Annotated in this window: 12 protein-coding genes and 1 tRNA gene; 11 read left to right on the top strand and 2 right to left on the bottom strand. The window is 34.6% G+C overall.

Annotation, left to right across the window (positions count from 1 at the left end):
* Positions 1-219: 219 nt before the first annotated feature.
* Positions 220-293, top strand: a tRNA-Pro gene (locus tag J0M08_11815).
* 93 nt (positions 294-386) lie between these two features.
* Here the strand turns inward: J0M08_11815 and J0M08_11810 are convergent.
* A complete protein-coding gene (locus J0M08_11810; protein ID MBN8703743.1) occupies positions 387-2,528 on the bottom strand; it encodes a gliding motility-associated C-terminal domain-containing protein in 2,142 nt (713 codons plus the stop codon).
* Between the two features lie 233 nt (positions 2,529-2,761).
* On the opposite strand from J0M08_11810, the gene J0M08_11805 reads away from it, so the two are divergent.
* The 3 genes from J0M08_11805 (at position 2,762) to J0M08_11795 (ending at position 6,610) form a co-directional block, all read left to right on the top strand.
* Positions 2,762-5,467, top strand: a complete 2,706-nt coding sequence (locus tag J0M08_11805) for a sodium-translocating pyrophosphatase (GenBank protein ID MBN8703742.1) — start codon at positions 2,762-2,764, stop codon at positions 5,465-5,467.
* 275 nt (positions 5,468-5,742) lie between these two features.
* Positions 5,743-6,228, top strand: a complete 486-nt coding sequence (locus J0M08_11800; GenBank protein ID MBN8703741.1) for a hypothetical protein — start codon at positions 5,743-5,745, stop codon at positions 6,226-6,228.
* A 25-nt stretch (positions 6,229-6,253) separates the two neighbouring features.
* Positions 6,254-6,610: a hypothetical protein gene (locus tag J0M08_11795; protein MBN8703740.1), complete on the top strand. Its 357-nt coding sequence runs from the start codon at positions 6,254-6,256 to the stop codon at positions 6,608-6,610.
* A 15-nt stretch (positions 6,611-6,625) separates the two neighbouring features.
* Here J0M08_11795 and J0M08_11790 read toward each other — a convergent pair whose 3' ends face one another.
* Positions 6,626-8,350: a M23 family metallopeptidase gene (locus J0M08_11790; GenBank protein ID MBN8703739.1), complete on the bottom strand. Its 1,725-nt coding sequence runs from the start codon at positions 8,348-8,350 to the stop codon at positions 6,626-6,628.
* A 53-nt stretch (positions 8,351-8,403) separates the two neighbouring features.
* Here J0M08_11790 and J0M08_11785 point away from each other — a divergent pair, with 53 nt between their 5' ends.
* The 7 genes from J0M08_11785 to J0M08_11755 all read left to right on the top strand — a co-directional run bounded on the left by J0M08_11785 (position 8,404) and on the right by J0M08_11755 (position 13,025).
* The gene (locus J0M08_11785; GenBank protein MBN8703738.1) at positions 8,404-8,706 is read left to right on the top strand and encodes a hypothetical protein; all 303 of its coding nucleotides are present in this window, start codon (positions 8,404-8,406) and stop codon (positions 8,704-8,706) included.
* Positions 8,707-8,721: 15 nt separating this feature from the next.
* Positions 8,722-9,015, top strand: coding sequence for a cell division protein ZapA (locus J0M08_11780; GenBank protein ID MBN8703737.1), 294 nt, complete (start codon positions 8,722-8,724; stop codon positions 9,013-9,015).
* A gap of 56 nt (positions 9,016-9,071) precedes the next feature.
* Positions 9,072-10,622: a ribonuclease Y gene (rny, locus tag J0M08_11775; protein ID MBN8703736.1), complete on the top strand. Its 1,551-nt coding sequence runs from the start codon at positions 9,072-9,074 to the stop codon at positions 10,620-10,622.
* Positions 10,623-10,711: 89 nt separating this feature from the next.
* Entirely contained in the window at positions 10,712-11,200 is a 489-nt protein-coding gene (locus tag J0M08_11770) for a nuclear transport factor 2 family protein (protein MBN8703735.1), read from the top strand.
* Positions 11,178-12,008 carry a GntR family transcriptional regulator gene (locus J0M08_11765; protein MBN8703734.1) on the top strand — a complete coding sequence of 277 codons (831 nt, stop codon included), beginning with the start codon at positions 11,178-11,180 and terminating at the stop codon, positions 12,006-12,008. Before J0M08_11770 ends, J0M08_11765 begins: the two co-directional genes overlap by 23 nt.
* Positions 12,009-12,024: 16 nt before the next feature.
* Positions 12,025-12,438 carry a Holliday junction resolvase RuvX gene (gene ruvX / locus J0M08_11760; GenBank protein MBN8703733.1) on the top strand — a complete coding sequence of 138 codons (414 nt, stop codon included), beginning with the start codon at positions 12,025-12,027 and terminating at the stop codon, positions 12,436-12,438.
* Positions 12,438-13,025, top strand: a complete 588-nt coding sequence (locus J0M08_11755) for a peptide deformylase (protein MBN8703732.1) — start codon at positions 12,438-12,440, stop codon at positions 13,023-13,025. The genes ruvX and J0M08_11755 overlap by 1 nt, the downstream gene beginning before the upstream one ends.
* Positions 13,026-13,029: the final 4 nt, after the last annotated feature.

Genomic DNA, 13,029 nt, shown 5'->3' with positions numbered 1-13,029 from the left:
GTAAATAAGATGTTTAACGCAAAATTAATGGAGATATTTCATTTTTTTACTTGAGACTCAACTAAGATACTAAGGTTTAATTGGAACTACTATTTTGAGAAAATTAAAAATTATTAATTTTGCGGAGTATAGGTGGAGGTAGACCACACATGCAAAGTAATGTTTTACAAACATTAACATCTCGAAAAGCACAAAATCTAACCTGCAAAAATTTTGTTTCGAGGTGTAGCGCAGCCCGGTAGCGTACTTGCATGGGGTGCAAGTGGTCGCTGGTTCGAATCCAGTCACCTCGACAAAAAATTTGTATCATCCACTTTAAATAAAATGTGGGTGGTACAACTTTTTAATTTGTTTGAGCAAAAATGACTCTCTTTACAATCGGAATATTATCTTATTAGATTTACGTGTCCTACAAACGAGTGTAATTTCCCAAAAACATCTGTTATGTATGCTTTCCATACATAAACATCTTGTTGGGCTAATTTGTTACCCATATTTTGATATTTCCCATTCCATGGAATGGCCTTTTCTGGAGATTCAACTTTGCCGGAATTGTAGGTTTGTATTCCCCATCTATCAAAAATTATAAGTTGAAATTCTGATATACCAACACCAAATGCAAAAAAGTCATCGTTTATCATATCTCCATTAGGAGAAAACGAATTGGAAATAAAAAAGGAGAAGTCTTGCTTAACCTCAAAACACAATTCAGCAGTGTCTTTACATGAATATTCGTTAACGACAATTAGGCTAGCACAGTATACCCCTAAGTTTTGGTAATTGTAATATGGACTAGCATCGTTACTTGTGTTTGTAGTGTAGTTTGACGTGTCCCCAAAGTTCCATAGATAATTCGTTGCACCACTCGATTTGTTTATAAAATTTACTGTAGAGTAAATTATACTTGGACTTGTTGGATTAATAGTGAAATCGGCCGTAGGAAATGGACTTGCAAAAATAATTGTTGCATTTCCATTAGCAGTGCATAAATTTCCATCTATAACTTGCAACGTATAACTGCCAACTCCAAGTCCAGAAATTATATTAGAGGTTTCTCCATTTGACCAACTATAGTTGTAGTTGCCAACACCTCCAATTGTATTTGCGATAGCGCTCCCATCATTCATTATACATGAGGTAGGAGCGGTAGATATAGATAGTGTAATTGGATCTGGTTCTAAAACGACACTAGATATGTTGGCTGTACAGCCGTTTATGTCAGTAACTGTAAGTGTGTAATTGCCGCTGCTTAAAAGTGAGGCATTCTGATTTGTAGATGAATTACTCCAACTGTAAGAATACGTTGGAGTACCTCCACTAACACTAGCTGTAATTACTCCATCAGATCCTCCATTACACTGAACACTATCAACAGAAACTATTGTTGGGGTTAAAATAGGCGGCTCAATTATATCAATTGTATCTTTTACAATGCATCCTTGAGAATCCTTAATAGCGTATAAATATTTTCCATCACATACATTGCTTTTGGATGTAATACCTGGAGTTCCATCAAGTGTATAGGAGTATGGTAATTGGCCACCTATTGCAGATAAGTTTATAGAACCATCGCATAGCCCGTTGCATGTTGGGTTTGTGATAGAGCTTCCCGTTATATCAATAACAGGAGTGCAGGTTACACATGAGTTTGTTTGGAAATAAAGGCCTGTAGCATATATAGTATAACAATCTCCAGGGGCATCGACTCCAAACGTAGCTGAAGTTTGTCCTGCAGTAACAGAAGTTAAAACGGTATCAAAGTTCCAGAATTTTTTATTATAAACTGAGGTTATTCCATTTATAGTTCCTTGATATGTAGGCCCTGCGTTGGCTTGAACGTCCGAAACAATTAAAAAACCACGAGCATAACTTGAATTTCCACAAGCTACAAACCCAGTCATCATATCACTTCTAGATCCTCCGCTGCCATTTGTAATATTACCGTCTTCAATTACTAAGGTTGCATAATAACTTGCTTGTCTATCTCTATAAATAACTATTAAATTTACTCCATCCAACCAATAGTTAGGGTTGGTTACGCCTGTTATATCAATAGTGTAAACTCCATTACCAATAAATGATTGAGTAACATCAATTCTGTATGTTACTGTACCATCTTCACTCCAACATTTGTCACCTCCAGTTCCAGATATATGTGGTGCGTAGGAAATAGAATTATTACTTGGGTCTGTTATGGTTACTGTAGCATTATTAATAGACCCTTTGTATGACCCCCCAATCCACAAAAATGCCGTATCTAGGTATGTACACTCTGGCAGTGCAGATACTGTAAGCGTTGTTGGAAATCCGCTGCCCCCTCCCATACGATTAGTTGTTATTTTTGAATATTGAAAATAATTGAGCCCACATGCACTTTTATTGTAAATTATACCCAATGAACCAGACCCATCTTGAGTTTCTGGGGCATTGTACTTATTAGAAGAAACTATTCCGTTTTCTTTTTTTTGTGCAATGAGTGTAATTTGTGAGAAAATGAGTATGCAGACAAATAAAAATCGAAAATTCATATATGATACTAATTTAACCAAAAAAGACTATATATTCAATCTTTTAAAGTAGAACGAAGATTTAGCTTACAAACCCATTAATAGATTAACAATAATGCAAATTGACACATATAAATTTGAATAGCTTGTAAAAAACCAAAAACTGTGTTTTTTACATTAAAATTTATTTACTAAGTTTGCAGCCTTTAAAATAGTTTTCATTAGTAATAAATTGATTATTAAATATATATAACATGAACAATTCAATAATTTATGTAATTCCCGCTTTAGGGATTTTAGGATTAGTTGTAATGGCAATCAAATCGGCTTGGGTTAGTAAACAAGATGCCGGTGAAAAAAAAATGCAGGAGCTTGCAGGCTACATTGCCGATGGTGCCATGGCATTTTTAAAAGCAGAATGGAAAGTATTAAGTGTTTTTGTATTATTTGCCGCTATTCTTTTAGCGTATTCTGGAACAATACATGAAATCAATGGCAAACCAATTCATTCAAGTTGGATTATCTCTATTGCATTTATTATAGGTGCAGTTTTTTCAGCTACAGCAGGTTATATTGGAATGAAAGTGGCTACAAAGGCAAACGTACGTACTACGCAAGCTGCTCGTACTAGTCTTAAGCAAGCGCTTAAAGTTTCTTTTACAGGTGGTACCGTAATGGGATTAGGTGTTGCGGGACTAGCAGTATTGGGATTGGGAGGTTTGTTTATCGCTTTCCTTTCCATGTTTGCCAATTTAGGCGAAAACACAGTTAAAACTTCTATTGAGGTATTGACAGGATTCTCATTAGGGGCAGAATCAATAGCATTGTTTGCACGTGTTGGTGGAGGTATTTACACAAAAGCTGCCGATGTAGGAGCTGACTTAGTTGGTAAGGTAGAAGCCGGTATTCCGGAGGATGATGTGCGCAATCCGGCTACAATTGCAGATAACGTTGGCGATAATGTTGGGGATGTGGCTGGTATGGGGGCAGATTTGTTCGGTTCTTATGTTGCAACAATTTTATCAACAATGGTATTGGGGCAAGAAATTTTAGTAACAGACAATTTTGGAGGAATGTCTCCTATATTATTACCAATGATAATTTGTGGTTTAGGTATTGTGTTCTCTATTGTTGGAACTTGGTTTGTTACCATAAAAGATGAAAAATCTAATGTTCAAAATGCGTTGAACATGGGTAACTGGGCATCTATGTTATTAACAGTTTTAGCTTCCTATTTTGTAGTAATGTGGATGTTGCCTGATGGCGAAATCACATTGCGTTCCATTACATTCACCAAAATGGGTGTTTTTATGGCTATAGTTGTAGGTACCGTAGTTGGAGCTATTATGAGTATTATAACCGAATATTATACTGCAATGGGTAAAAAACCTGTATTGTCTATCATTCAACAATCGTCAACCGGACATGCTACTAATATTATTGCAGGTTTATCTGTTGGTATGAAATCAACGGTAATCCCAATTTTAACGTTAGCGGGCGGAATTATTTGTTCCTACTACTGTGCGGGATTATATGGTGTTGCTATTGCAGCAGCAGGTATGATGGCCACCACAGCAATGCAATTAGCTATTGATGCTTTTGGACCAATTGCTGATAACGCAGGTGGTATTGCAGAAATGAGTCAATTACCTCCTGAGGTTCGTGAACGTACTGATAATTTGGATGCTGTGGGTAATACAACTGCTGCTACCGGAAAAGGATTTGCAATTGCTTCAGCAGCTTTAACTTCTTTGGCATTATTTGCCGCGTTTGTTGGTATTGCAGGTATTGATGCTATTGATATTTATAAAGCACCTGTTTTAGCAGGTTTGTTTGTTGGTGGAATGATTCCATTTATATTTTCTGCACTATGTATTCAAGCGGTTGGTAAAGCTGCCATGGATATGGTACAAGAAGTTAGACGCCAATTCCGCGAAATACCTGGAATTATGGAGTATAAAGCAAAACCGGAGTACGAAAAATGTGTTGCTATTTCTACAAAAGCTTCTATCCGTGAAATGATTATGCCGGGTGCTATTGCTCTTATAACTCCTTTAATTGTTGGCTTTACTATGGGGCCTGAGGTATTAGGAGGTTTATTAGCCGGTGTTACAGTATCGGGTGTATTGATGGGAATTTTCCAATCTAATGCAGGTGGTGCTTGGGATAACGCAAAAAAATCGTTTGAAAAAGGAGTGCTTATCAATGGAGAAATGTTTTACAAAAAATCAGAACCACATAAAGCTTCTGTAACTGGAGATACCGTAGGGGATCCATTTAAAGATACTTCTGGTCCTTCTATGAACATCTTAATCAAATTGATGTCAATCGTTTCGTTAGTTATAGCTCCTTATATAGCACTTGATTCTAGCGCATGCTGCGAAAATCATGACGATGAGCAAACTGCGATAATGGAACAAATGAATGCTGTGCAAGATGGGGTTTATACCGCAGATGCTGCTACTAGTACAATTGAATGGGTGGGTAAAAAACCTACAGGAGAGCATAATGGAACTGTTAAGCTTGTGTCTGGTTCATGTAAAATTGAAAACGGAACAATTTCAACAGGTAGTTTCGTTATCGACATGGCTTCAATTATGAATTTAGATTTAGCAGATGCAGAAATGAATACAAAACTTGTTGGCCATCTTAAAAGTGCAGAATTTTTTGCTACTGACAGTTTTCCTACAGCTTCTTTTGTAGTAAAAGAATCTGCAAAAATGGAAGGAAACAAGCATCATGTTAAAGGTGATTTAACTATTAAAAATATTACTAATTCAGTGGAGTTTGATGCAACAATCGATTCAAGTAAGATGCTTTCAGCTTCGTTTGAAATAGACAGAACAAAATGGAATATTAAGTACAAATCCAAGTCTGTTTTTCCTGATTTAGCAGATAAATTTATTAATGATGAAATTGCAATTGCACTAACTTTGACATTACTAGATAACGCACAATAATCCTAATTGTATTTTTATTTTACGCCTGATTTCTCACATGAGTTATCAGGCGTTTTTGTTTACATATTGTAGTTCTTATCTGCGAAGTATTTGGAAATTAAATTTTTGTAAAAATAGACCCAAGTATTATTTTGAGAGGGAAGTTGACAAAATAAGTTTCATCAATTGCCGACAACCTAATAAAGTACGAATTTAAGCCATAATTTTGCGGTAGAGAAGCTCTATTTAGTTCAATGGCGATTTAGATACTTTTTATAGTTGAATCGTATAGTAAAATGATAAAATCGAAGTTTACTTTTAAAGCATATTTGGTTATATTCTTACTTGTATTATTGGTGGTTGTTGGTATTGTAACGCTTTTGTATGTTAATCCCAAAACGATAAACGACTTATTTCAATTAGAGATAGCAACAGTGTTAGTGGTTGCATTTTTATTCATAGCACTTTTATTTAACGAGCTAAGAACAAAAATTATACTAGTGGAAATTAGAAATGATTTTATTGAAAAGCGAAATTACATGCAACATAGCAAAACATTTAGATTTAAAGATTTTGATTCTTTTGCTACTTCTAAATTAAGTAGTGAAACAGATACATTTGAATATCTTTATTTGATTAGGGCAAATAAGAAAATTATCAAAATTTCGGAAACGTATCATTCAAATTATTCAGAATTAAAACAGGCAATTGCAAAGCATGTTAAATGTAATGGAGAAGTTGAATTTAGTTTTCTTGATGAAATTAAGGATGCTTTCTGGTAATAATAATTTTTAAAATGAAATACAAATGAATAAGATTTATTATCTCTCAAGCTGCTCAACCTGCATAAGAATTATAAAAGAATTGAATATCTCGACTAAGAATTTCATCTTGCAAGATATCAAAACACAAAAAATCACTCCGCAGCAATTGGAAGAGCTAATAGGGTTATCAGGTAGTTACGAAAGCCTATTCAGCAGGGTAGCTCTCAAATATCGTACACTAGGATTGAACGAAAAAAATCTTACCGAAAAAGAGTATTGTAGTTACATTTTGGAAGAATACACATTCTTAAAACGCCCTGTTTTACTTATCAATAACAAAATATTTATTGGCAACTCAAAAAATACAATTGCAGCTGCAAAAGCAGAATTGTCAGTTTAAGGATAACGAATTTAGCTAACCTCCAATAGTAATTTTAGATTTGTATCTTCTTACATTACCTCTGCCGTCTTTTACTAATAAATCGAAATTGTGAGTTCCTTTTTCAATACTTCCATCAAGCTCATGAAACAATAGATTTCTTTTTTGGTCATATTCAAACAAAATCCATTTCCCATCTATGTAGCCATCGTAATCTTTTATTCCGGTTGCGCCATCAAATGCTTTAAAACGAAGCAATTGTTTTGCATAAAAAGGTTTTCCGGCTTTTACATTTATCGATGTAACCGTAGGGGGCATTGTGTCAATTTTAAGTACAAAATTGCCAAAACTTCTTGTTTTGGCTACAATAAAACCATCTTTAAACTCGCCACCTTCGTTACTAATTTTCCCCTTGGTATCGCTATAGCTTATGTATAGTTTTTGTTTTAAGCTATCTGATAATGTAGTAGGAGCTTTTATCCCAATGGTGTAGTAGCTGTGAACAGGAATATCGTCCTTATGTATAGCATAAAGAGGCGAGAAGCATCCGGGAACGATACTTTTGGTTGCCGAAAATTGCAAGCGAATGTCTTCATATAATATGTTTGCTGGCATATCAATAAAAAAATCGTTGGTTTTAAAGGTGTTTGGCTCTTGCGCATAAAAAACCGCTACATGTTTATCCGAAACTATCTTTGGTTTTTCTTTAGGTATTTTCTGCCCTTTTAACAAAAAAGTTCTTTCGCTGGCATTGCCGCATATGTCAAAAGCTTTGTAGGTAATTACATACAGCGAGTCAGAATCAATATGCAGTATTCCATTATTTACAAGATTAGAGTATATTTTAAGCGGATTGTTTTTTACTAGATAGCTCCGTTGAATGTTGCGTCCTGTTCGTCTTTTTTCTGCATAATCTGTAAAACAATTAATAGCACGAGATTCGTCAAATCCAATTTTTTCCATAGTATGCTTGTAAATAAGTTTGTTGTTTACATGCAATTCTACAGAGTAGGTTCCGTTAACATGAGCAGAATTATCTTCACTATCTACAGTTTCTATTCCTAATCCAATATTTCCACAAACGGTAGCAAGTGGTTGAGTACCCATTTTTAAATAATTAGCAGTTAAAGGTTTGTTTAGTCCATTCACGTAGGAGTTTACATCCAACGGAAAAATAGTAATGTTTCCAATAAATGGTTTTTTGCAATCGTTTACTGCAATACCAAATAATTGAGGATTTATCGCTTTTTCTGTTTTTTCGTCTCTCATTTCAAAATGAAGGTGCGGTCCTTGTGAGCTACCCGTATTTCCGGAAAAAGCAACAATGTCTCCTTGTTTAACCGGAACTTCATCTTTACCCGGAAAAACATCTATTTCGAATGATTGCAGCTCATAATGCTTCTTTTTTACATATTCGGCCACAGCTCCATTAAAAGATTGTAGGTGGGCATACACAGAAACATATCCATTAGGGTGAGTTATATACAAAGCTTTGCCATAACCAACCGGAGATATTTTTATGCGAGAAACATATCCATCTGCCACCGAATAGATTTTTAATCCCTCTTGACTTAATGTTCTAATATCTAATCCGGCATGAAAATGATTGTTTCTTAATTCGCCAAAATTCCCTGCCAATTGCAAAGTTGTATCCAGTGGCGACCGAAAATAGTTTTTGGGGTAGGGGTCAGTTTGTGTTTTAAACGTAGCTACCCAAAAAAATACGAAACCAAGTGTAAATAATATTTTTTTTAAAGTCATAAATTGTTTTTAGCTTTACTTTAAATAAATCTAATCAAAAAACTGTTTTTCAGATGGTTAACTATGAAGATGTATTGTTTAAGACAACCTCTGTTTTATCCAAAATAGAAAAATTTATTTTTAACTACAACAAATTAAAAGATGACTACCTTAACTTGAGCAGCGAGCATCAAATACTTATTAACAAAATTGAAGAACAAAAAAAACAGATAGCTCAATTGGAGGAGAAAAATAAAGTGATTAAATTGGCTAATTATTTAAATGAAAAAGAGGTAAATACCTCAGAACTAAAAAAAACAATTAACGAACTAGTTCGTGAAATTGATAAAAGTATAGAGTTGTTTAATAAAGCTTAGGTAATCTAAGTATATATGGCAGATAATTCGATTCAGGTTAAAATTGCAAGTCGTGTTTATCCTATTACGGTAGCAAGACAGGAAGAAGAGTTGGTTATAACTAAAACTGTAGCAGCTATTGACGAGATGGTTAAAACCATTGAGCAAAGCTACTCTGTAAAAGATAAGCAAGATATTCTGGCAATGGCTGTATTTCAGTTTGCGAGCCAAAACATACAATTACAAGACAAAATTAAACAAGAATACCACGATTTATCTGTTAAATTAGAAGATATGGAGAGTTTTGTTTCCATACATCTAAATAAGTAATACAGGTACAATTCTCTATCCTTCTTATTTATTTCGCGTACTTCAAACTAAAAATTATGGATACAATAACAATGATAATAGTTGTTGCCGCCTCTATTATTGGAATAGGAATTGGCGTTGCAATTGCAGCAACTGTTTTGCGAAAATCGGTTTTGCGTAAAGCCGAACTTAAATTAGAAGAAGCCGAACTTAAGGCCGAAGCAATAAAAAACGATAAGATTTTACAGGCTAAAGAGAAATTTTTGCAGCTTAAAACAGAACATGAAAAGGTGATTAATGAAAAAAATCAACAAGTAAGTGTTGCCGAAAATCGTATTAAACAAAAAGAGTCTCAGTTATCCCAAAAATCAGAAGAGTTTCAGCGAAAGCAGCATGAGGTAGATACTATTAAAAACAACTTAAATGCGCAGCTAGAATTACTGAATAAGAAACAAGCAGAAGTAGATAAAGCGCACAAACGCCAAGTAGAACAGTTGGAAGTTATTTCGGGCTTATCTGCTGAAGATGCTAAAAATCAGTTGGTAGAATCGTTAAAAGCAGAAGCGAAAACGGATGCAATGTCGTACATAAAAGATATTGTAGATGAAGCCAAAATGACAGCTAACAAAGAAGCTAAAAAAATTGTTATCCAAACAATTCAACGTGTAGCTACCGAGCATGCGGTTGAAAACTCGGTAACTGTATTCAATATTGAAAATGATGAAATAAAAGGTCGAATTATTGGTCGTGAAGGACGCAACATTCGTGCCTTAGAAGCTGCTACCGGAATTGAAATAATTGTGGATGATACCCCAGAGGCAATTATTTTATCAGGTTTTGATCCTGTTAGAAGAGAAATTGCTCGTTTGGCATTACACCAGTTGGTTACAGATGGTCGTATTCATCCTGCTCGTATAGAGGAGGTGGTAGAAAAAGTGAAAAAACAAGTTGAAGAAGAAATTATTGAAACCGGTAAACGTACCACCATCGATTTAGGTATTCATGGTTTACATCCTGAATTGATAAGAATGGTAGGTAGAATGCGTTACCGTTCGTCATACGGACAAAATCTATTGCAGCACTCACGCGAGGTTGCTAATCTTTGTGCGTTAATGGCTACAGAGTTGGGCTTAAATGTAAAATTGGCTAAGCGCGCAGGATTATTACACGATATAGGAAAAGTACCTGATGACGAACCGGAATTGCCACATGCAATTTTAGGTATGAAGTTAGCAGAAAAATTCAAAGAAAATGCCGAAGTATGCAATGCTATTGGAGCGCATCACGATGAAGTAGAAATGAATACGCTTATCGCACCAATTATTCAAGTGTGTGATGCTATTTCTGGAGCTCGTCCTGGAGCCAGAAGAGAAATTGTTGAGCAATATATTAAGCGTATAAAGGATTTAGAAACGTTGGCTTTGTCTTACCAAGGAGTTGAGAAAACCTATGCAATTCAAGCAGGTAGAGAATTGCGTGTTATTGTAGGTAGTGAAAAAGTAAGCGATAAAGATGCCGAAAAATTAGCTTTTGATATTTCTCAAAAAATTCAAAACGAAATGACTTATCCCGGACAAGTAAAGGTTACAGTTATAAGAGAAACCAGAGCTGTAGGCTACGCTAAATAATAATAATAGTATAGTTTGTTATTCCCATAAAAACTGAATAACAGTAAGTATGCTTTGCATTGTAAGAAAAGGAAGTATAATATTCTCTTATGAATAATAATGAATCTGTAATACAATCCTTTTACCAAGCCTTTCAGAGCAGAGATTACAAGTCTATGCAAAATGTGTATGCAGATAACGCTGTTTTTTCTGATCCCGTCTTTCCGAGTTTAAATGCAGCAGAGGTTAAATCAATGTGGGAAATGTTTTGTGTAAATGGGAAAGATTTAAAAATAGAGTTTAGTAAAGTTTCTGCAACTGAAAATACGGGTAGTGCCGAATGGCTTGCTACTTATACGTTTTCAGCTACCGGCAAAAAAGTAAAAAATAGAATTACAGCCCATTTTCAATTTGAGAATGGCAAAATAGTGAAACATACAGATACATTTGACTTTTATAATTGGTCGAAACAAGCGTTGGGTTTTACCGGGTTGTTGTTGGGATGGACATCGTTTGTTAAAAATAAGGTACGAAAAACCGCACGCAAAAGTTTAATGTATTATACACAAAAAAAACATGGAGATAGGAAGAGTAAATAATCTAACAATTAAAAGAAAAGTAGAGTTTGGTTTTTATTTATTAGATGAAAAGGAAAACGAAGTCCTATTACCCAATAGATATGCACCTCCCGGGTGCGAAATAGGTCAAACAATCGATGTTTTTATTTATTTAGATTCAGAAGATAGGATTATTGCTACAACTGAAAAGCCATTTGCGCAGCTCGATAGTTTTGCATTTTTGAATGTGGTAGATGTAAATACTATTGGTGCTTTTTTAGATTGGGGGCTCCCCAAAAATTTACTAGTTCCGTTTAAAGAACAAAAGCATAAAATGGAAGTTGGCAAATCGTATGTTGTATTTATTTATTTAGATGATACTACTGGAAGAGTTGTTGCTTCTTCAAAACTGGATAAGTTTTTAGATAAAAAGCCAACTAAATTTGAGGAAAATCAAGAAGTTGATTTGCTTGTTTTTCAGCAGACTGATATGGGCTTTAAAGCCATTATTAACGATTCTCATCAAGGTGTATTATATAAAAACGAAGTATTTCAGTCTTTAAAATATGGCGATTCGGTAAAAGGATATATTTATAAAGTTCGCGAAGACGGAAAGATAGATTTAATACTACATAAACCAGGCTACGAAAAAATAGATAGTATTTCTAAACAAATACTAGATACACTGGCAAAATACAAGGGATTTATCGATTTAGACGATAATAGTTCTCCGGAAGATATTTACAGGGTGTTTAAAATAAGTAAAAAAACATATAAAAAGGCTATTGGTGCACTATACAAAGCTCGATTAATAACCATTGAGCAAAACGGCATTAAGATTGTTCGATAATTGATACAACTCATAAATGGCAAGAATACTAGCAATTGATTATGGTACCAAGCGAGTAGGGCTTGCTGTTACAGATAATTTGCAGATAATTGCTACTGGGCTTTCAACCATTCATAGTAAAGATGTAATAGCCTTTTTAAAAGACTATTTTAAAAAGGAACAAGTAGAGTGTGTAGTTGTGGGAGAGCCCAAACAACTAAATAATCAGAGTTCGGAATCGGCTAAATATATCGAACAATTTATTCGATTGTTTGCAAAAGAATTTCCTGAGATGCCTATAAAAAGGGTAGATGAACGATTTACGTCCAAAATAGCATCTAGAGCACTGGTAGAAGGAGCCTACAAAAAAAAGGACAGACAAAACAAAGCTCTTTTGGATGAAATGAGCGCAGTTATTATCTTGCAGTCGTATTTAGAAGCTAAAAAATAATGATACTACCTATTGTTGCATACGGAGATCCTGTTTTAAGAAAAAAGGCCGTAGATATTGAAAGTAACTATACTAATTTAAAAATACTTATTGCCGATATGCAAGAAACTATGCATGCGGCAAGTGGTGTAGGACTTGCAGCTCCGCAAATTGGGAAATCGATACGACTCTTTGTAATTGATGCAACTCCTTTTGGTGAAGATAAAGAGGATGATACCATAAGCAAAAAAGAACGTGAGTTTTTGAAAAAATTTAATAGAGTATTTATCAATGCACAAATAGAAGAGGAGCAGGGCACAGAATGGAAATTTAACGAGGGATGCCTCAGTATTCCTAAAATACGAGAAGACGTGCTTAGAAAACCAACTATTAAAATTACCTATTTAGACGAAAATTTTGAGGAACATACCGAAGAGTTTTCCGGCATAGCAGCACGCATAATTCAACATGAATATGATCATATTGATGGTAAATTATTTACCGACAGAATATCTCCTTTGAGAAGAAGGTTGTTGCAAGGCAAATTGACAAATATTTCGAAAGGAAAAGTAGATGTTGATTATAAAATGAAATTCCCGTTAAGATAGTTCT

This window comes from Bacteroidota bacterium, from assembly GCA_017303975.1.
Classification (GTDB): domain Bacteria; phylum Bacteroidota; class Bacteroidia; order JAFLBG01; family JAFLBG01; genus JAFLBG01.
This window is presented reverse-complemented; position numbering and strand designations above follow the sequence as displayed.